Below are 20,134 nucleotides of genomic sequence, written 5' to 3' on the forward strand. Positions count from 1 at the left end.
GTTTCCGATAAACTGCGACATGCTCAAAGGCCTTGAAGCCATGCTGGCGGCTTGCCCCGGCAGGAAAGTACGGCCCGCTGGAAAGCGGCTGGCATGTTCTTTTGACCGTGCCAAAACAAAAATCAGAAAAACGTAAAGCCGGTTCCTTATGGACCGGCTTTTGTCGTTTCAGCGCACTCGAGTCCCTTCAGGCAGCTTACCGGTCGGCCGAGCCTGTGTCCGCGCGATGTCCGGGCAAGGTCCAGCCACGCTGGATCGCACCTCCACGCAGGATCAGAGCACAGCTCGCAGCAAGGATCGCGGCAAGAAGTTGCGGTGCGCCCAGTTGCACCAGCACAACAAAACCGCCCGCGCCCGCAAAGGCCGCACCGACATAAATCTCCGGCTTCACGATGGAAGAGGGTTCACCGGCAATGGTATCTCGCAGAATGCCGCCGAAGGTTGCCGTCGAGACACCCATGAGGATTGCCACCAGGATCGTATCCCCAACCGTCAAGGCCTTGGCGGCCCCCATGACAGAATAGGCCGCAATGCCGACAGCATCGGCCCACCTCAAAGGCTTGGACAGCTTTTCGATCCACTCGGCGAAGTACCAGACCAGCGCGCTGACAACGAAGCACACCAGCAGGTAGGCTTCGTTCTCCACCCAGAAAACCGGCAGGCCCAGCAGAAGGTCCCGCAAGGTTCCGCCGCCGATGCCCGTCAGTGTGGCAAAGAACAGCAGAGCCACGATATCCAGTTGCTTGCGCGAAGCGACGATACCGCCGGTAATGGCGAAGACTGCCACTCCGAGATAATCCAGCATTTGCAGCAGCATTCCGTCCCCCCGCCCTTCGCGTTCTTGTCGAAGGCATTACCTTAGGTCCGGGTCATTGTCATCCCGTGGGCTGTCGCACCGTTGACCGGCCTGCCTTCAGAAGACCGTCAAGTCTCGCTGAAGACATCCCGGAATTCTGACCGAATCGGTTTTTGAAAACCGTTTGATCTGTCATGGCCCAAAGAAAAAGGGCTGCTCCGCGCCAGGCGGAAGCAGCCCTTTCAAAGCTATAACGCGAGTTGACCTCAGGCGTTCTTGTCGACCGTCTGCCCGGCTTCCGCCGTTGCGGCAACATCCTTCGGACCACCCTTGGAAACGCCAACCATGGCCGGACGCAGAACGCGGTCCCCAATGACATAGCCTGCCTGCATCACCTGCACGACCGTGTTGTTCGGCACTTCGGTGTTCGGGACTTCGAACATGGCCTGGTGGAAGTTCGGATCGAACTTCTGGCCTTCCGGGTCCAGCTTCCTGACGCCGTTCTTTTCAAGCTGGTTGAGCAGATCGCGTTCGATCATCTCAACGCCTTCGATCAGCGAAGCAACACCCGCATCGGCGTTCTTCCGGTCATCTTCCGGCAAGGCCTCAAGCGCGCGGCGCAGATTGTCGGAGACCGTCAGCATGTCGCGGGCAAAGCCGGACACCGCATACTGGCGGGCGTCCTTGATTTCCTTTTCCGTGCGGCGGCGCAGGTTTTCCATTTCCGCCATGACACGAAGCGCGCGATCTTTCAGATCCGCGTTTTCGGCTTTCAGAACTTCGATCGGATCGACACCGGCCGCCTCGACAGCTTCCGGCTGTTCCGCTGCTGCAGTTTCCGGCGTTGCTTCTGCCGACTGCTCTTCCGGTTTTTTGTTTTCGTCGCTCATGAATGATCCGTTTGCTCAGACTGTTTGCGGGTGCTTATACGACCGGTTGCGGTTTTTTCAAAGAGCATCGGCGGATAGGCTTTCGCTTACCCGCCGGATGCGCTCGTATGAACCGCAGCCGGTCAGCCGCAGACTCTTGTCGCGATTAAAGGGCGCTCTTGATCCAATCGGAGAGCTTGCCCTTCGGTGCGGCACCGATCTGGGTTGCCATCGGCTCGCCGTCCTTGAACAGGATCAGCATCGGGATGGACCGGACGCCGTATTTCATGGCCATGTCCTGGTTCTCGTCGATGTTGAGCTTGGTGATCTTCACCTGGCCGTCCATCTCCTCGGAGATTTCTTCAAGAGCCGGGGCGATCATCTTACATGGACCGCACCATTCGGCCCAGAAATCGACCACGACCGGGCCGTCGGATTTCAGAACTTCGGCTTCAAACGAAGAGTCGGTAACTTGTGTGGTAGCCATAACTAGATCTCGTAGGTCTCAGGAGCGCGCCTACCCGATGTAAGCGCGTCAGTTGGCAAGAACGTAGGAAGCCGAGGGCCTGCCGTCAAGCCGATGTGCCGTCAGGACGCAGTCCGGCGAAGGTTTCTTCCAGTACCTTTTCAGGGATTTCCATCAGGCTCGGCACGGCCGTCCACAGAAGCTGGGCGGAAATCTCCCTGTCCGGATAAATCTGCTTCAGCATTTCCCTGTAAACACAAAGCTGTGCGCGGTACTCGAGCGGGATTTCGGCAACTGACGCCGGTGGATTAAAATTGGTTTTGTAATCCACAATCACCACGCGGTCCTCCTCAACCACCAGGCGGTCGATCTGGCCGGAAATCTCGACTTCGGTGCCGTCGCCTGCCCGAATCGTCCCGACCAGCGGAACTTCGGCGCGGGCGTGACCGCAAAACAGGGTCTCGAATTCCGGCATGTCCAGAATCGCCGCTACCTCGCGCAGAAGATGGGGACTTCGGTCGGCGAATTCCGGTTTGAGAGCCTGTCTGAGATAGGCCTCCGATGCTGCCAGGCGCTCGCCTTCGGCAACGTCCGGCAACAGTTCCAGAAGCCGGTGGATCAAACTGCCGCGCTCAAGCGGCCAGGAAGCAAGGTCCCTGCCGGCCTGAAGACGGGAGACCGCGGGCACCGGATCGATGCCTTCCTTTTCCTCCATCGCCTCGAATGCCTTTGAAGGCTGAAGGCGCTTCTTCTTGGGAAGTGGTCGAACAGGGGTGGAGAGCCAGTCCGGCAACGGCGGTTCCTCACTGCGCGGCTCCGCAGACACGTGCGCGGCACCACCTGCCTCCTGCTCGGCAGCGGTTCCTTCCTTCTGCCAGCGCCAGGCAAAAACGGACCCGTCGCCAGCGGTCAGTTCACGTGCCTCGGGCTTCAATGCCCGCGAAACCATGGAATACCAGCAGTTCTCGTGGGCACCGCGTTTCGGTTCCCAGCCACAGACGATCAGCCGGTCCTCGGCACGGGTCAGGGCGACATAGAGCAGGCGCCGGTATTCCTCCTCCTGCGCATCCCGCAGGTCTTCCACAGCAGCGTCGTGCCAGGGTGTCCGGTCTGCCTTGGGCGGCAGCCAGACCAGGGCCGGCGGCAGCAGATCGTTTTCCAGGCGCCTGCGCGGCAGGAAAGCCGGGTCGTGGATGGCGCTAACGGGCGCCGCGCCCGGATCCACCAGGATGACGATACGCGCTTCCAGCCCCTTGGAACCATGCACGGTCATGATGCGGACCATGCCCTTGGTATTGGTCAGCTCGCGCTTGATCTCGGTCGGTGCCGCCGCCATCCAGGCAAGAAAGCCTTCCAGGCCCGGCGTGCCGGATTGCTCATAGGCGATGGTCAGGGCCAGGAACTCGTCCAGAACGTCATCGACTTCCACGCCGAGGCGAGCGCGAAAAGCTTTCCGGCCGCCATCGGCCCCCAGAAGGCGGGCATAGAATTCGTAAGGCGGCACGAAGTCGGCACGTGCGCGCCAGTCTTCCAGCTTTGCGCGGACAGCCTTCCACTTGTCAGACGTGTCGGACCGCTTCACCAGCATCTGCCACAGCGTTCCGGGCCGCACCTTTTCCGGCGTTTCCCGGGCAACCTCCAGCAAGTCGTCGTCCGTCAGGTCGAACAGCGGGCTCTTCAACACGCAGGCAAGCGACAGGTCGTCTTCCGGCAGCAGCAGAAAGCGGCCGAGGGCGGCGAGATCCTGAACCGCGATATGGTCCGTCAGCACAAGGCGGTCGCTGCCGGCCGCCGGGATGTCCAGCTCCTTCAGTTCGCGGTTGAGCGCTTCGACAAAAGGCCCTCGCTTGCGCACGAGGATCATCACGTCGCCGGGATCGGCCGTGCCGTCGCGCATCCACTGCGCGATCTCTGCCGCTATGCGCCTTGCTACCTTCAGCATCGGGCTGCCCGAGCCGACATGATCAATCGGCTGGCGCCAGTCGTCCGGCTCCTCGATCTCTGCTTCGGCCTCCAGAGGCCACAGATCGACGATCCCCGGGTCCCGCCGGATGGCTTCATGAACCGGCGCCTTCACGTCCTGCGACAGGCCCTTGTGGGCGCTTTCGTCGTGAAACACCTTGTCGACCGCCCCCAGCACATCCGGCGTGGAGCGGAAGGAGAGTTGCAGATTGACCGAATGGAACTCCAGCTCGGCCGCCTCAGCCTTGCCGGAGAAGGCCCGGCGCATGGCGTCGAAATAGGCCGGGACGGCCCCCTGGAATGAGTAGATCGACTGTTTTTCGTCGCCCACCGCAAACAACGTGCGCACCCTGTCTCTCGCACCGGTTCCGGCGAAGAATTCCGAGGCCAGCGAGGTCACCACTTCCCATTGGCGCGGGCTGGTGTCCTGGGCTTCGTCGACGAGGATATGATCGAGCCCCTGGTCAAGTTTGTATTGCACCCAGAGCGCTGCGTCCGACTTCTGCAACAGCGTTGCCGTCTTGACGACCAGATCCTCGAAGTCGAGATAGCCACGGGCAATCTTGGCACGTTCGTAGTGACCGATCACGGCATCGGCCAGTCGCAGCAGCGAGGAGGTCCCCTCATAGGTTGCCACCTTGCGGCGCTGGTCCAGCAGCTCCATCAGGCGCTGTTGTTCGGCTTCCAGCGCTTCAAGCATCTGGGGGAACGCCTCGGCGACCTTCTTGGTGGCGAGCGACTTGCGCGGCTCAAGCTTGGCGGTCAGAAAGATCGCCTGCCAGGCTTCTCGAAAAGCGGCACTGCCGGTGAGCTTGGCCGCAGCAACGAGATCGTCCGCGCGCGCCTGATCGGTCTTGGTGCCTGTGCGCAGGGCCTCGGCATAGGCAAGACAGGTATTCAGATCGAGCGGACAAGCGCTTCGGAACTGTTCGTCAAAGTCCGCCAGCCGCAGGTCAGGATCGGTTTCCAGAAGCTCGGCCAGCTCGGCAAGCGCGGTTTCCAGATCGCCGGCATCGACCGTCCAGCGGCGGAAGGCATCGCGGCTCTGGATCAATTCGTCCAGCGCCTTCTGGGCTCCGCCATCGCTCATCAGATCGATGACGGATGCCAGCGCCCTGCCGAAAGTGCTTTCCGGTTCGGTTTCGGCGACATGCAGTACGGTGGCGCGCGAGGCCGCCATGAGTTCGGCCGCCACGCGGTCATCAAGCACGGCAAAATGGCCGGCGACATTCGCTTCCAGCGGAAACTGGTGCAGCAGGGATTCGCAGAAGCCGTGGATGGTCTGGATTTTCAGTCCTCCCGGCGTTTCCAGCGCGTGGGCAAACAGGCGGCGCGCCATAGCCAGGCGCGCCACATCGGGCTTGCGGCCTTCGATGTCCTGCAATTCGGCCGCGAGTGCTTCATCATCCTTGGTGACCCATTCGCCGAGGATCTTGAAGACGCGGGTCGCCATTTCGGCGGCCGCCGCCTTGGTGAAGGTCAGGGCCAGAATGCGGGAAGGATCGGTGCCATCCAGAAGCAACCGCACCACACGACGGGACAGCACGAAGGTCTTGCCTGATCCGGCATTGGCGCTCACCCATGCAGAGGCCCGCGGGCGGGAGGCAAGATCCTGCCGCTGTCTGGTGACTTCAGGGATCTGAAAGCTCATGACGGCTCCTCCGATCCAAGTGCCCATTCCTGCGTTCTGGCAAGATGATCATAGTCACCCCCCATCTGCCGTTCGCGCATCACGCGGGCACGGGAGAGGTAGCCGATGTCTTCCCTGACATAGTGGGCGATCAACTGTTCCAGCCGTTTCCAGGCATCTTCCACCAGATCTTCCAGCGCCGTGTCCTTCGGGTTCCGCGGCGCTTCGATCACCGGTTCGCTACCGCCCTTCAGCTGCAGATACAAAAGCTCGGAAATCGGGGCATCAGCCGGCACATCCTTGAAGCCGAACCGACGGATCATCGCCGCTTCCAGGGGCAATTGCGGCGACAGCAATGCGTCGACCTGCTTTTGCGAAGGCACCTGCCCTGTCTTGTAATCGACCACCGAAAGCCCACCACCCGTCAGTAAGTCGATCCGGTCCGCCCGGCCGCGCAGGCGGAAATCGAAGCCCGGCAGCTTCATCTCCACACCGCCACCGATTTCCAGGAACCGCTGACTGACGTGCTGCGAACGTCTTGCTTCATAGGCAACGAAGCCCGCCGCAATCTTCTGGAAGCGCGGCCACCAGAGGGCCCGGATCGCCGGAAAGGCATCGAGCGGCTCGAACAGCTCTTCACCGATTTCCGTCAGGGCCTTAACGGCGCTGTCGTCAAAAGGGCCGGTCCAGGTCAGCAGGAAGTCGGCGAGCGCGTCGTGAACGAGATTGCCCTTGTCGGCCGCCCCCGGTTCGCCGCCAATCGGATCGACCGGCTGCAACTCAAGGACATGACGGGCGAAAATTGCATAGGGATCACGGATGAGGCGCTCGATTTCCGTGATCGAGAGCGACTTCGGGCGCGCAGCCAGAGGAGGACGCGGATGGGGACGGGACGCAGGCCGTACCGCGCCTTCCGGCCGGTCAAGCTGGGCAGCCAGTGCGGAATAGACCCGACCTTGCGCTTCCAGTTTCTTCGTCAGATCCGGCCCGGCCAGCGTCGTCAGGCGCTGGAGCCAGCGGGATGCGACGGTGGGCGCGCCGTCGGAGCGGGCGGCACGTGAAAGAAGGACACGCCGCGCGCCCATGCCTTGCGCGAAATCATGTGCAGCCGAACCTAGCCGGCGTTCGGGCGGTTCGAGCCCCATGTCGCGCTTCATCGGCCGGTTCAGCCACGGATCGTTTCGGGTGCGCTGCGGCCAGATACCTTCGTTGAGGCCGCCCAGGATGGCGAAATCGAAGGCCTGAAGCCGTGCTTCCATGGGGCCGAGGATCTGTACCCTCTGGTCGCCCGGCAGCCTGCGCCGCACAGCTTGACCGGACATCAGCGCGGGCAGAACGGATGGCCATTCGCCGGGAGGAATTTCCAGACCGCTTGAGCTTGCTTCCAGAAGGCCTGTCAGGAACTGGGCCAAGGCCTCACCCGCCTCGCCGGCATAGAGTTCTGCCACCGAGCCTTCGTGGTCAATCGAGATTGCTTCGATCACCTCGACATGGCGCCGGGCGAGATCGGTCAACAGGATCGTTCCGCTTTCCTCGGCAAGCGCTTCCAGTGGCTTCACCGCAAGCGACAGCCGGTCGACCAGGTTCGCAATCACGTCCCAGTCTTCGTCGTGGATCTTTTTCCAGCGCGGCGTGTGGGCCTTGCCCACGTCTTCCCGGCTAGCCTCGACAGCCAGACGCAAGCCCGCGGTTCCCGTCCGGGCGCGCGGCCCGCGGACGACACCACGCTCAAGCGCACGGGCGGCGGACCGAATGTCCTTCACCGGCAGGCCAAGCCGTGTCAGCGGATGTTTTAAAAGTGCCAGAAGATCGATCGGCTCGCAGCCACCAAGCGCGAGTTTCGCAGCCAGGATCGCAAGGATCGCCGGTGCGGTCTGATCGAGCGGACGGCCGGCACTGTCATCGACCTGGATGTTCCAGCGGGCAAGCTCGGCCGCCACCCGGCGCGTCAGCATGCGGTCCGGGGAAATCAGCGCCGCGCTTTCCTGCCTCTCGATGGCTTCGCGCAAGGCAATGGCCACGCTCAAGGCTTCATCCGCCTCGTTGCGGGCGGTCATGATCGAGACGCCTTCGAGAGCCTTCGCCCTGTCCGTTTCCGAACGGCTATCCAGATAAGTCGTCCAGCCATCGGAGGTGTCGGCCGGGCGGAGCGCTTCGGAGACAAGTTCCTCGCGCAACAGGAGACCCTGGTCCGGGTCTGGCCCAAGCGTTGCGACCTCTTCCCGCGCAGCTCCCAAACGGTCAAGCAACTGCTTCAGCGAATATTGCGGATGGGACGGCAAGGTTGCCGTGCCCGCTGGTGCCACTCCCTTGCGCGTCGATGCCTTGCCGGTCCTCTGTCCGAGCACCGCCCAGGAGCGGTTGTCCAGATGCCGGTCCAGCCCCGGAAGCACGACGACACCGGCTTCCAGCCGGGAAACGACTTTCAGCAGTTCCGCAGTGGCCGGAACGGAGCCGGTGACACCCGCGACAATAACCGGCCCGCGCGGCGGCGTCCTTTCCAGGCGCTCGGCCTCCCGCCGGATCAGGGCGGACCGGCGAGCCTTCGGGTCCATCATCTTCAATTCGGCGAGATGCGCCGGCCAGGCCTCGCGCACGATCTGCAGGAAATCGAGTGTGATCTGCCAGTACCGGGCATGATCCTCCGGCACCAGACCAGACAGCTCCGACCAATCGGCTTCTTCCGTCTCGACCTCGTCCATCAGTGTCAGCAAATCCGCCGCCAGCCAGGCGGCGTCGGCCGTCGAGGCCGGAAGGCCAAGAGGCTCATCGGACCTGAGGCTGAGGGCTTCCCGGCGCAGCATGCCCTTCCAGGCCTTCACCAGCCGCGTCATCGCCAGATGGCGTTCCAGAAGGGGCATCGCCGGCGGCAAGGGTTCCAAATCCGCGTTGGCGGTCAGGCTCTGGGCGTCCTCATCGGCATCGCCCACCGGGCGGATCGCAGGCAGGAGAACCGGCCGGCCACCGAACCGCTGCTGGAACAGCTCCGGCAGCAGGCGCGCGGCGCGGCGTGTCGGCAGATACAGGGTGACCGACGGCAACAGCAGTGGGTCGTCCAGCGGACGAAAGCCCGGGATCAACGTGCCGTCGACCAGCGTGTCGACCAGCGTTTTCAGAAAGGGGACGGACGGCGGGACAGACCAGAGGCGCGCGCTGCGGGCCATCCTCAGGCGGCACTCTCACGAACGGCATATTCGGCGTCGCGGATCGCGTCCGGCGTCCCGATATGCAGCCACAGGCCTTCCATCTGAACGCCGTAAAGACGCCCGGCTTCAATGGCCTTGTCAAAAAGACTGTTCATGGAGAATGGCCCGTCCGGGGCCCCTTCGAACAGGCGCGGATGCAGGATGGTGGCACCTGCATAGGCAAAGGGCGTGACACCCTTTTCCAGCCGCCGCGTCAGGCCACCGTCCTTGGCCATATCGAAATCGCCGCGCCCGGAATAGCCGACCGCTTTCACGGTTTCAGCGACAAGAAGCAACGCATCCATGCGGCTCTCGTCCCAGGCCTCGATCATGTGTTCCAGGTTCGGTTTGACGCCTTCGATCCAGTAGCAGGTGTCGGCATTGAGCTGGAAGAACGGCTCTTCGCCCAGCAGCGGCAGCGCCTTCTTGATACCGCCGCCGGTTTCCAGAAGCTGGTCGCGCTCGTCGGAAATCAGGATGTCCATATCGGGGCGGCGGCGAACATGAACCTCCACCAGATCGGCAAGGTAATGCACATTGACCACGCAGGACTTCACACCCGCAGCGGCGAGCCGGTCCATGCCGTGGTCGATCAGCGCCTGGCCGTTGACCTCGATCAGCGGCTTTGGCGTCGTTGCCGTCAGCGGGCGCATGCGCTTGCCGAGGCCTGCGGCCAGGATCATGGCTTTGGAAGGGCGAAACCGCTTGTCTGTCATCTTCAATCTCAAATGTGCGGCCGGTTGAACGCGGCGCGTTCAGTGCCGGTAGCGTGCGTACCAGTCTTTCAAATCCGACAGGAACGGCCTGTCAAGCGCCCGGTCGAGATAGCCTAGCATGCGCGGCAAATGGCTCAAGTAAGCCGGCTTACCATCACGCTCGGCCAGGCGGACGAAGATGCCGAGGATCTTGGAGACCCGCTGCGCCGCCATGACCGCATAGGCCTTCGAAAAACCGGCTTCGTCAAACTCTGCGGACTGCATTTTTCTTGCCGACACATAGGCATCATAGAGCTCGGTTTCCAGAGCGATGTCGATGTCCGTGCGGGCGTCCAGCAGCAGGGAGGCAACATCATAGGCAACCGGCCCATAGACCGTGTCCTGGAAATCGATCAGGCCAATCCTGTCAGTCCCTTGCGCCCCTTCCTGCCAGAGCAGGTTCGGCGAGTGAAAATCGCGCAGCACCCAACCTGTCTGGGCATCGCCGATGCCTTCCAGCGCGTCGCGCCAAAGCCGTTCAAACTCCGCGCGCGTGGTCTCGTCCGCGGGGCTTCCGGTCACCTTCGGAACATACCAGTCCAGAAACAGCGCCGCTTCGGCAACTAGCGCGTCGGACGAATAATCCGGCACCTGATACTGCCCACCGTCGGCGATCGTCACCGTTTTCGGCCAGGCCTCGCCATGCATCTTTGCCAGAACATCGACGGCGGCCAGGTATCTTTCGCGAACCGGTTTGCCGCCAACCACGATGGTTTCCCGGCCAAGATCGGACGACAGGATCAACCCGTTGTCCAGATCACTTGCCAGCAGGTCCGGTGCGCGCAGGCCACGGCTCCGCAGTTCCGTTCCGACCGCGACAATCGCCCGGCAGTCCCGCGCCAGATGGACTTTTTCCATGTAGGCGCGGACCGCTTCCGGCACTGCGTCTCCGTTGAACGGCCAGCGCATCAAAACGGCGGTCGTAGTTCCCGTCGTCACTGTCTCGAACGTGCGCAGGGACGCATCACCCGCCAGAAAACGCCGCTCGGCCTCCGGCAGGCCTGCCCTGCCCAGAAAGGACCGCGTTGCCAGCGATTGTCCGATGCGATTCGGCCAGAGAGGATTGTCTGAATAAAGGCAGAACCGGCGCTGGTTCTCGTCTTCCGTGGGCTGAGTGATCTGGATCCAGAGGGCATTGCCGGGCAGCAGATCGTCTGCCTTCTCGGGCCATTCGATCAGCGCGGCTCCCGTTTCCAGAAGATCGTCCAGCCCGAGTTCTTCCAGCTCTTCCGGCTCTTCAAGCCGGTAGAGATCGAAGTGGGAAAGATCGAAACGGTCAAATTCATAGGTCTGCACGAGCGTGAAGGTCGGGCTCGGCACTTCCAGGTCCGGCTCGCCGGCAAAGGCGCGGATCAAGGCCCGGGTGAAAGTGGACTTCCCGGCCCCCAGATCACCCGACAGGCAGATGACATCGCCGGGCTTCAGGACCATCGCGATGTCGTTGGCAAGCCGCCGCGTGCCCTGTTCGTCGGCGATGTCGATTGTCTGAAAGGCGCCCGACAGGGGCTGCAGCTGGTGGTCTGCCATCCGGCGTCCTACTCGGCGGCCGCCTGGTCCGCCAGTTCCGGCCGTGCGGGGAAAACGCAGGTCACGGTCGTGCCCTTGCCTTCGGCGGACTGAATGTCGACCGTGCCGCCATGCAGTTCAACAAAGCTCTTGACGATGGCAAGGCCGAGACCTGCGCCCTGACGACGCGAACCGGTGTCATGTCCGACAAAGCGGTTGAAGACCTGGGTGAGGATTTCAGCGGGAATGCCGTAGCCGTGATCCTGAACGACAAAAGTCACCTTGTCGTCTTCGCGGCTGCAGGAAACATCGACCACGCCGTCGGGCTCGGAGTAGCGCACGGCGTTGGAGATGAGGTTGAACAGAACCTGGCGCAGGCGCTTTTCGTCAGCAACCATCATGCCGATATCGCCCGGTACATGGGTGCGCAGGTTGATGCGCGCTTCGGCGATCCGGTCCTTCAGCCCTTCAACGGCTGCTGCCACGGTTGGCGCGACGTCGACCTCGCCGAGGTCCAGTTCCATGATGCCCGCATCCAAGGTTGCCAGATCCAGGATGTCGTTGATGATGGCCAGCAGCGCCGAGGAGGAGGACTGAATGTAGTCCGCATATTCGCTCTGCTTGTCGGAGAGTTCGCCGAACTTCGGATCGGCCAGCAACTGGGCGAAGCCGATGATGTTGGTCAGCGGCGAGCGCAGTTCGTAGGACACGTGCTGGATGAAGGCGTTCTTGATCTGGTCTGCCTGTTCCAGCGCCTCGTTCTTTTCCAGAAGTGCCCGCTCGACGTTGACGCTGTCGGTGACGTCGACAAAGGTCACCAGCGTGCCGCCATCGGGCAGCGGAACGGTGGCATAGTCGACCACATCGCCGTTGTGGCGTTCCAGACGGCTGACTTTCTGTGTGCGGTTGTCGAGAAGCCCCGTGACGTTGCCGGCAAGCTGTTCCCAGGCATCGCGCTCGGTTTCGCTGAGCGTGCAGGCGGAGACGACTTCCTTGACGTGCGGCAGCTCGGACAGCTGATCCTCTTCCAGGCCCCAGATACGGCCGAAAGCGGGGTTCCACAGCCGCAGGCGACCGTCGGACCCGAACACCGCAACGGCTTCGGACAGATTGTCGAGGGTTTCGCCCTGGACTCGGGTCAGCGCGTTGTAGCGGCTTTCCAGATCAAGCTGCTCGGTGACGTTTTCATAGATATAGGTGACGCCGCCTTGCGGGTGCGGGTTGGCGATGACGCGCAGGGTGCGGCCATCGGGAAGATGCCACCAGCTTTCACGCGCTTCCAGCGACTGGTAGCTCTCCATCATCTTGTTGCGCCAGACGCGATAGTCTGCCTGTTCCGGGATCTTGCGCGCTGCGCGCAGGGCATCGAGAACCGCGCTGTCTTCCGGCCGGCTTTCCAGGAATGCAGGATCGAGATCCCAGAGCTGACGGAAGGCTGCGTTATAGAACTGAAGCTTGCGGTCGGCGCTGTAGATGGCAACGGCTGCGGCCAACTGGTCGAGCGTACGGCCATGGAACTCTTCGGCCCGTCCAAGTTCCTTCTGTGCCTGTTCCAGTTCGCTGATATCCACGGCAATGCCGGCTCCGCCGACATTCGCGTTGACATCGGTCACCTCGAACACCCGGCGCTCGCCGGAGGCGACAATCGGAATGCGCGCGTTGAAACAGCCATCCTCGGTACGCTGCACGGCCATTGCTGTGCGTGCGGCGGCATCGAGGAAAGTCGCGCCTTCCTTCACTGCAAGATCGGCGTCGGTCATGTCGACCGCTTCGGCATAGGCCTGGTTGGCCCAGATCAGATTGCCTTCCGCATCCCGCTGCCACGCGGGTGCCGGCATGGCATCCAGAAGCGCGTGCAGCATGTGCAGTTCACCGGAGATCTTGGCATTGCGGGCAGCAAGTTCCGCCTGCATCTGCCGCTCGCCGGTCAGATCGCGCAGACGAAGGACGACAGCGCCGCCGGTGGTGCGGCCGAGTGCCTCCACGTAGGTGCCGGTTCGCGTCTTCAAGGTGGTGGTGAAGGTTTCGCCGGTGCGGAACAGCATGTCCAGATGACGTTCGAGATCACCGGCGCATTTGGCCGTCAGCCAACTGCCGAAGGCCAGCAACTGTGCCGGAGGGCGCGGCACGCCCGATTTTTCAGGAAGAATGCCCCAGATTTGCGGCATGGCACCGTTGCCGGTCCACACGATCACGCGCTGCTCGTCGGTGTTGAGCATCGCCTCCAGGCGATCGACCCGGAATTTCAGGTCGCTCTTTTGCTTTTCCAGCGTGTCCGTCAATTGCGCGGACTGTTTGCGATGCCGCACCAGAGCAACGGATGCGGTGACCGCAAAGGCGCACATTCCGCCTAACGCACCGAAAAGAATCATGTTATCCGGGGAAATAGCAGCAGTCGTGTCGGCGAGCATGTCGGCTGCCGCCGAACCGCACGACAGGCTCCAGCCTGCCAGGGCCGTTCCGCCGAGCTTCACCGATTTCAGACTCCAATCTCGCCACGCCGCGCGTTGCCGCGCGCCGTCCCTGCCGCTTATCGGCATATTGTGATCCCCTTGTGCCGCCTTGCCCTGTTCTTGCGGGCCGCAGCTCCCGGTTTCTGGGAGCAAATCAAAGACATCCGCCTCGTGGCCTTTGATTCGCCTAAACCATAACCTTTTTGAGAATCACGCAGAAGAGTCCGTTATTGAAAAGTTAACAGGACCCTTAAAATTAAAGGGTCCTGCATTTTTTTGTTCACAGATCCGAATCGCGGCGATTACCACATCTAGTGGGCTGCCTCGCCGGAATCAGTATTTGTAGTGTTCCGACTTGAACGGACCAGCCTTATTAATCCCCAGATATTGAGATTGCTCGTCGGACAATTCGGTTAACGTGACACCCAGTTTTTCCAGGTGCAGACGGGCAACCTTCTCGTCCAGATGCTTCGGCAGCACGTAAACTTCGTTCTTGTACTGATCACCCTTGGTGAAGAGTTCGATCTGCGCCAGAACCTGGTTGGTGAAGCTGGCGGACATGACGAAGCTCGGGTGGCCGGTGGCATTGCCGAGGTTCACAAGGCGGCCCTGCGAGAGCAGGATCATGCGCTTGCCATCCGGGAACACATACATGTCGACCTGATCCTTGACCGGGCGGCACTTGGTGTTCTTCAGGGCAGCGACCTGGATCTCGTTATCGAAGTGGCCGATGTTACAGACGATCGCCATGTCCTTCATGCCACGCATGTGGTCGAAGGTGATGATGTCCTTGTTGCCGGTCGCGGTGACGTAGATATCGCCTTCCGGAAGAGCCTGTTCGATGGTCTTGACCTCGAAACCGTCCATGGACGCCTGGAGCGCACAGATCGGGTCGATTTCGGTAACGATCACGCGGGCGCCTGCGCCAGCCAGGGACTGAGCGGAGCCTTTGCCGACGTCGCCGTAACCGCAGACAACGGCAACCTTGCCCGACATCATCACGTCGGTACCGCGGCGGATACCGTCCACCAGGGACTCGCGGCAACCATAACGGTTGTCGAACTTGGACTTGGTGACGCTGTCGTTGACGTTGATCGCCGGGAACGGCAGCTCGCCCTTCTTCTGCATTTCGTAAAGACGCAGCACGCCGGTGGTGGTTTCTTCCGAAACGCCCTGGATCAGCTCTTTCTGCTTGGTGAACCAGCCCGGGTTGGCGGCCATGCGCTTCTTGATCTGCGCGAACAGGCACACTTCCTCATCCGACTTCGGGTTCTCGATCAGACCAGTCTCGCCGGCCTCGACCCGTGCACCGAGCAGGATGTAGAGCGTGGCGTCGCCGCCATCGTCGAGGATCATGTTCGCGCCTTCGGGGAAATCGAAGATCTTGTCGGCATAATCCCAGTATTCTTCCAGGGTTTCGCCCTTGGTGGCGAAAACCGGAATACCGGCGGCTGCGATGGCAGCGGCAGCCTGGTCCTGCGTGGAATAGATGTTGCAGGAAGCCCAGCGGACTTCCGCGCCCAGCGCGACCAGCGTTTCGATCAGAACGGCGGTCTGAATGGTCATGTGCAGGGAACCGGCAATGCGGGCGCCCTTGAGCGGCTTGGAGTCACCGAATTCGGCGCGGCAGGCCATCAGGCCCGGCATTTCGTGTTCGGCGATCTCGATTTCGGTGCGGCCCCAGTCTGCGAGCCCGATGTCTTTAACGATGTAGTCGGTCATGAATATGTCCTGCTGTTTTGAGCCAGCTTCAGGCGCAAGGCCCCTTGAGTGCCGCCGCCTTCTCGTGAACCGGTGCCGAAAATGGCACCAGGGGGCGGGCGGCAACCGAAATCCGGAAAGCTCCGGAAATCGTTGGAAGGGGTTATAGCGTCAGCAGGGTCATCACGCAATAAAGATATAAAGAATTCTTTATATCACACATCCTGATCATGACCGATAGAGGTCCGCGCGCGACGGCGGCATGCCCGAGGGGCCCTTGGTGCGGCGGGTGGCAACCGTCTGGAAGATGCCGATGGTGCCGCGTTCGAAGCCGAGCGACACACCGATGAGATAGGCCACCCACAGGCGATACTTGCGCTCTCCGACCTCCGCTACGGCGGCCTCTTTATGCGCCATGAGATTCTCGGCCCAAAGGCGCGTGGTGCGGGCATAGTGTTCGCGCCAGGCCTCGACGTCATGAACCTCGAAGCCGTGAGCCTCAAGGTTGGTCAGCGTCCAGCCGATGTGGTCCACCTCGCCGCCCGGAAAGATGTAACGCACGAGCGTCTGGTATTCCGCCTTCTTGCGGCGAAACTTTTTTAGATCCTTCTTGCCCCGCCGCGTGATCGCGTGATGAAGGTAGATCCCGCGCGGTTTCAGCAGGCGGCGGACATGACGGTAATAGTCGTCGTGATTGTCGATGCCCACATGCTCGAACATGCCGATGGAGGAGATCTTGTCGAAGTTGCCACCAAGGTCCCGGTAGTCCTTCAGTTCGACGCTCACCCTGTCTTCCAGCCCTCGCTCGCGAATGCGGTCACGGGCAAGCTTCAATTGCTCTTCGGCCAGGGTGACACCAACCGCGGTGACCCCGTAATGCTCGGCGGCGTGGCAAATCAGGGCGCCCCAGCCGCAGCCGATATCCAGAAGCCTGTCGCCCGGTTTCAGCCGCAGCTTGCGGCAGATCATGTCGAGCTTGTCCTTCTGCGCTGTCGCCAGATCGTTCGACCAGTCGGAGAAATAGGCGCAGGTATAGAGCATCTCCGGATCGAGAAAGAGCCGGTAGAAATCGTTGGACACATCGTAATGGAACGCGATGTCATCCTTGCGGCTGCCGGAGCTGCGGTCCGCTGCCTGACCGGCATCAAGCCCATCCGCGTTGGCGGCGGCCTTGCGGCCCGAGCCGCGCCAGAGCGAAAACCCGGTCTTGAGCAGCAACGTCTTGTTGAGCCGCTTGCGCATTTCCCGGGTCTTGAGGGCTGGCCGCCTTTCGGCAAAATCGAAAATGGTGCCGCCGCGTGGGTCGACGTCACCATTGGCATAGAGATCGATCAAAGTCTTGAGACCCGGTCGGCGCAACAGCCGCGTCAGGGCCGTTTCGGACAGCGCAAGCCGCAGACCATCCGCAGGTGCATCGGCAGGCACCCTGGATCCGTCCCACAGTTCGAACGCGAATTGAAGTTCCAGCGCGTCATGGACATGGGTAAGGGCGGTCCGCGCAGCGGAAATCAGTCGGTCCTGAGTGTGGCTCGTCATGTCAGCCCCCGGTTCTGTTTGGAAAAAGATGGCCGATGCCCGGAGTTCACTCGATCGGTCGCAACGGATGTAAGCGCCACTTGATAGCGGCGCGAAAGGTCAGTTCAATCTTCTTCGCCAAAGCCGCTTTCGACGAGTTCGGCAATCGCCGTCATGGCGTCGTCTGCGTCAGCGCCGGTGACACTGACCGTGATGTAGCATCCCGGGCTGGCGGCGAGCATCATCAGACCCATGATGGAGGTCCCGCCAACGGTCTGACCATCCTTGGAAACCTGGACGTCGGCTTCGAACGTTTCCACCAGTTTCACAAGCTTGGCGGAGGCCCGGGCGTGAAGGCCACGCCGGTTGACGATGGTCAGGTCTTTTTCCAACACGGTTTGCGCTGTCATTATTGTTTTTAGTTCTGCCCCGACAAGACCTGGCTAGCGACCGAGATGTATTTCTGGCCGGCTTGGCGGGCTTCGTCTACGGCATCGGCCAATTCGCGGTCGCCGCGCACGCTGGCGAGCTTGATCAGCATCGGCAAGTTGACACCGGCGACCACCTCAACGGACTTGCCGTCCATCACGGAAATCGCGAGGTTGGAAGGCGTCCCACCGAACATGTCCGTCAGAAGCACGACACCCTTGCCGGAATTGGCGGCTTCCACAGCGGCCAGTATGTCCTGACGCCGCTGCTCCATGTCGTCATCCGGGCCAATGGAGATGGTTTCAACCTGTTCCTGTGGACCGACAACATGTTCCAGCGCCGCTTTGAATTCCTCAGCAAGGCGCCCGTGCGTAACAAGTACAAGTCCGATCATGCGTCAGTTAGCCTGATTATCGAGTGCGTTGAGCTCAAGACCCCCAGAGAGGTCCGGGAAGAGCCGGGCGTTTATCAGTCTGATGCACTCTCTTCAACCGCTTCGTCAGTTGCAAGCAAAAAACGCCGCGGCTGCCTCAAATATAATCCGGTGCTTTGGGGAAAAGGCTGCGCAATGCCCAGCGGATCAGCCGCAGACAAAGCGCGGGATCGTTTTGCGGGCAGATAAGCACCGGCACTTGCATGCCATCAAGGCAAATCTGGGCCAGAGGCTGTTCCGGCAAACGCTCGATGGATTCCGCAGGGCTCAGCTCAATGACGAGATGAATTTGCGCGCATCGTGCAAAGGGCGCTTCGACCAAACCGAACCCGCGCACTTCCATGCAGCCTTCAATCGTCTGGGGGGCATGCGCCTCCAGGTGTCCGTCAACCGCAACAACATGCGTGTAATCGTCGGCCACCAGGCATCCGAGATTGCCTTTGGCACGTGCCGCTTCGATCAGACTATCCGCCAGGGAGGTCTTGCCGCTTCCAGCTCCCCCGCGGATCAGCAGGCCCACGGTTCCCACGATCACGCAATTGGCGTGAACGGCCGGAGGGGTCACTTGCTCCGCCCTGCCGGCAGATAGATGGTGAAGCGCGCGCCGGCGATCTTCTGCTTGCCGTTCTTGCCGGGAACCAACCGATTGGTCGCAACGATGGTACCGCCATGGGCCTCGATGATCTGCCGGGAGATGGACAGGCCAAGGCCGGAGTTGTTGCCAAAGCCCTCACCGTCCGGCCGGTCGGTGTAGAAGCGCTCGAAGATGCGTTCGGTATTTTCCGCGCGGATGCCGGGGCCATCGTCATCGACAATGACCTTGATCATGCGACCCTCCCGGCTGAGGTCCACCCGAACTGTGCCGCCGGCCGGAGAGAACGACCTGGCATTGTCGAGAAGATTGCTGACCACCTGGCCGAGGCGAATATCGTGCCCCTGCATCTGATACGGCTTGGTTCCCTGAGCGTCGGCAACAACCAGTTTGACGCTCGCTTCGTCTGCTCCGGACCGCTGATTTGCCGCATCGGCCATGTTGCGCAGCAGTTCGGCAAGATCGATCGGTTCGGCCTGAATGCGGGCCAGTTCCGCGTCGAGACGGGACGCATCCGAAATATCGCTGATCAGGCGGTCGAGACGGCGGACGTCGTGCTGGATCACCTCCATCAACCGGTCCTGGGAATTCTTCGACTTGGCCAGCGGCAGGGTTTCCACCGCGCTGCGCAGCGATGTTAGCGGGTTCTTCAACTCGTGCGCGACATCCGCGGCAAACTGCTCGATGGCATCGATCTTGTTGTAGAGAGCGTGGGTCATTTCCCTGAACGAGCGGGCGAGGTGGCCGATCTCATCCTGGCGGTCCGAGAAATCCGGTATCTCTTCACGGGAAGTCGAGCCCCGCCGCACCCGGTCGGCGGCGGCCGCAAGGCGCCTGACTGGCCCGGCAATCGTTCCAGCCAGAAGGATCGACAGGAGGATGGTCACAGTGGCGGCAAACAGGAACACGCGAATAATGGCGATGCGCTCGGCACGCACGATCGCATCGATGTCGCCGCCCTGGGTCGACAGCAGCAGAGCGCCAAGTACGGCCCGAAACCGCTGGATCGGCACGGCAACGGAGACGATCAATTCCCCCCGCTGGGAGATTCGCGTCACGCTGGCCGGGGAACCTGCAAGCGCTGCCTCCACTTCCGGATAGGCGCGGCCATCACCGCCGCCAACGTCCTGATAGATCGGCAGGTCACCCTGGCGCAGCCAGCGTTTGACCCATTGCCAGGTCGAATCCCAGAACCCTTCCTCCTCCGCCGTGGGAGGCGGCAGATCGAAGCGCAGGATCTGGGCGCTGGTATAAAGGTGGCGGCTGTCGAGGATAAGAATGCCTTCCGGATCATAGATCCGGGCCCGCGTCTTCGTCGGCGAGATCAGACGGCGCAGCACAGGACCGACCCGTTCCGGGTTGATCGGAAAATCGAGACTGTCGAGGTCTTCCTGGGTCGGGGTAATGCTTTCGCCCGCCTGCAACTGCAACAGGCGCTCCGGGTCGACGGTGATCGTGCCCGTGTCGACGGTGGCCGAAGCGGCAATGGCACCGGCAATGATCTCACCCTGGGTCAATAGGCTCTGCACGCGCGCGTCAATCAGACCGGCGCGAAACTGGTTGAGATAGAGAATGCCGATCACCAGCGCCAGCAGACCCACAAGGTTGATGGCAATGATCCGCCGCGTCAGGGACGACAGCACATAGGTGCCGAAAATGCGGCCCAGCTGGTTGAGCAGGCGGCGGCGGATGCGCTTGTTGCCGAGACGACGCAGGCGGGAACGTTCCGAACCGTTCTGAGGTTCAGAGGCACCAATCTCTTCCGCGCTCTCGCTTTCCACCGCCATTCGGGCTCACATTAGATCAAAGGCTGTTCAATCCAAACAGATTGAACAGCCAAAA

14 protein-coding genes are annotated in these 20,134 nt (G+C 61.7%); all 14 read right to left on the bottom strand.

What is annotated here, in order from left to right:
* Window positions 1-196: 196 nt before the first annotated feature.
* The 14 genes from V1T76_RS18125 to V1T76_RS18190 all read right to left on the bottom strand — a co-directional run bounded on the left by V1T76_RS18125 (window position 197) and on the right by V1T76_RS18190 (window position 20,079).
* Window positions 197-817, bottom strand: a complete 621-nt coding sequence (locus V1T76_RS18125; protein ID WP_330562054.1) for a trimeric intracellular cation channel family protein — start codon at window positions 815-817, stop codon at window positions 197-199.
* 245 nt (window positions 818-1,062) lie between these two features.
* Window positions 1,063-1,686 carry a nucleotide exchange factor GrpE gene (grpE, locus tag V1T76_RS18130; RefSeq protein WP_330562056.1) on the bottom strand — a complete coding sequence of 208 codons (624 nt, stop codon included), beginning with the start codon at window positions 1,684-1,686 and terminating at the stop codon, window positions 1,063-1,065.
* Between the two features lie 145 nt (window positions 1,687-1,831).
* A complete protein-coding gene (trxA, locus tag V1T76_RS18135) occupies window positions 1,832-2,152 on the bottom strand; it encodes a thioredoxin (RefSeq protein ID WP_330562057.1) in 321 nt (106 codons plus the stop codon).
* A gap of 85 nt (window positions 2,153-2,237) precedes the next feature.
* The gene (gene addA, locus V1T76_RS18140; RefSeq protein WP_442970143.1) at window positions 2,238-5,771 is read right to left on the bottom strand and encodes a double-strand break repair helicase AddA; all 3,534 of its coding nucleotides are present in this window, start codon (window positions 5,769-5,771) and stop codon (window positions 2,238-2,240) included.
* A complete protein-coding gene (gene addB / locus V1T76_RS18145) occupies window positions 5,741-8,887 on the bottom strand; it encodes a double-strand break repair protein AddB (RefSeq protein WP_330562059.1) in 3,147 nt (1,048 codons plus the stop codon). The genes addA and addB overlap by 31 nt, the downstream gene beginning before the upstream one ends.
* Before the next feature lie 2 nt (window positions 8,888-8,889).
* Window positions 8,890-9,624 carry a nucleotidyltransferase family protein gene (locus V1T76_RS18150; RefSeq protein ID WP_330562060.1) on the bottom strand — a complete coding sequence of 245 codons (735 nt, stop codon included), beginning with the start codon at window positions 9,622-9,624 and terminating at the stop codon, window positions 8,890-8,892.
* A 39-nt stretch (window positions 9,625-9,663) separates the two neighbouring features.
* The gene (gene tsaE, locus V1T76_RS18155) at window positions 9,664-11,190 is read right to left on the bottom strand and encodes a tRNA (adenosine(37)-N6)-threonylcarbamoyltransferase complex ATPase subunit type 1 TsaE (protein ID WP_330562061.1); all 1,527 of its coding nucleotides are present in this window, start codon (window positions 11,188-11,190) and stop codon (window positions 9,664-9,666) included.
* An 8-nt stretch (window positions 11,191-11,198) separates the two neighbouring features.
* The gene (locus V1T76_RS18160) at window positions 11,199-13,709 is read right to left on the bottom strand and encodes a PAS domain-containing sensor histidine kinase (protein WP_330562063.1); all 2,511 of its coding nucleotides are present in this window, start codon (window positions 13,707-13,709) and stop codon (window positions 11,199-11,201) included.
* Window positions 13,710-13,955: 246 nt separating this feature from the next.
* Complete coding sequence (gene ahcY / locus V1T76_RS18165; protein WP_006935537.1) at window positions 13,956-15,344, bottom strand: adenosylhomocysteinase; 1,389 nt, start codon at window positions 15,342-15,344, stop codon at window positions 13,956-13,958.
* A gap of 207 nt (window positions 15,345-15,551) precedes the next feature.
* Window positions 15,552-16,859, bottom strand: a complete 1,308-nt coding sequence (locus tag V1T76_RS18170) for a cyclopropane-fatty-acyl-phospholipid synthase family protein (RefSeq protein WP_330562066.1) — start codon at window positions 16,857-16,859, stop codon at window positions 15,552-15,554.
* 104 nt (window positions 16,860-16,963) lie between these two features.
* On the bottom strand, window positions 16,964-17,248 hold the full coding sequence (locus V1T76_RS18175) for an HPr family phosphocarrier protein (protein ID WP_330562067.1): 285 nt from the start codon (window positions 17,246-17,248) through the stop codon (window positions 16,964-16,966).
* Between the two features lie 8 nt (window positions 17,249-17,256).
* Window positions 17,257-17,661, bottom strand: coding sequence for a PTS sugar transporter subunit IIA (locus V1T76_RS18180; RefSeq protein ID WP_330562068.1), 405 nt, complete (start codon window positions 17,659-17,661; stop codon window positions 17,257-17,259).
* Between the two features lie 136 nt (window positions 17,662-17,797).
* Entirely contained in the window at window positions 17,798-18,265 is a 468-nt protein-coding gene (locus V1T76_RS18185) for an HPr kinase/phosphorylase (protein ID WP_330562069.1), read from the bottom strand.
* Complete coding sequence (locus V1T76_RS18190) at window positions 18,262-20,079, bottom strand: sensor histidine kinase (RefSeq protein ID WP_330562070.1); 1,818 nt, start codon at window positions 20,077-20,079, stop codon at window positions 18,262-18,264. The genes V1T76_RS18185 and V1T76_RS18190 overlap by 4 nt, the downstream gene beginning before the upstream one ends.
* Window positions 20,080-20,134 lie beyond the last annotated feature (55 nt).

The organism is Roseibium sp. FZY0029 (assembly GCF_036350355.1).
Classification (GTDB): domain Bacteria; phylum Pseudomonadota; class Alphaproteobacteria; order Rhizobiales; family Stappiaceae; genus Roseibium.

Bases quoted from the DNA above. Each gene is read 5' to 3' on its own strand.
- trxA (WP_330562057.1), bottom strand. From the start codon at position 2,152: ATGGCTACCACACAAGTTACCGACTCTTCGTTTGAAGCCGAAGTTCTG.
- V1T76_RS18125 (WP_330562054.1), bottom strand. From the start codon at position 817: ATGCTGCTGCAAATGCTGGATTATCTCGGAGTGGCAGTCTTCGCCATT.
- V1T76_RS18180 (WP_330562068.1), bottom strand. From the start codon at position 17,661: ATGATCGGACTTGTACTTGTTACGCACGGGCGCCTTGCTGAGGAATTC.
- V1T76_RS18175 (WP_330562067.1), bottom strand. From the start codon at position 17,248: ATGACAGCGCAAACCGTGTTGGAAAAAGACCTGACCATCGTCAACCGG.
- tsaE (WP_330562061.1), bottom strand. From the start codon at position 11,190: ATGGCAGACCACCAGCTGCAGCCCCTGTCGGGCGCCTTTCAGACAATC.
- V1T76_RS18170 (WP_330562066.1), bottom strand. From the start codon at position 16,859: ATGACGAGCCACACTCAGGACCGACTGATTTCCGCTGCGCGGACCGCC.
- grpE (WP_330562056.1), bottom strand. From the start codon at position 1,686: ATGAGCGACGAAAACAAAAAACCGGAAGAGCAGTCGGCAGAAGCAACG.
- addB (WP_330562059.1), bottom strand. From the start codon at position 8,887: ATGGCCCGCAGCGCGCGCCTCTGGTCTGTCCCGCCGTCCGTCCCCTTT.
- V1T76_RS18190 (WP_330562070.1), bottom strand. From the start codon at position 20,079: ATGGCGGTGGAAAGCGAGAGCGCGGAAGAGATTGGTGCCTCTGAACCT.
- V1T76_RS18160 (WP_330562063.1), bottom strand. From the start codon at position 13,709: ATGCCGATAAGCGGCAGGGACGGCGCGCGGCAACGCGCGGCGTGGCGA.
- addA (WP_442970143.1), bottom strand. From the start codon at position 5,771: ATGGGCACTTGGATCGGAGGAGCCGTCATGAGCTTTCAGATCCCTGAA.
- V1T76_RS18150 (WP_330562060.1), bottom strand. From the start codon at position 9,624: ATGACAGACAAGCGGTTTCGCCCTTCCAAAGCCATGATCCTGGCCGCA.
- ahcY (WP_006935537.1), bottom strand. From the start codon at position 15,344: ATGACCGACTACATCGTTAAAGACATCGGGCTCGCAGACTGGGGCCGC.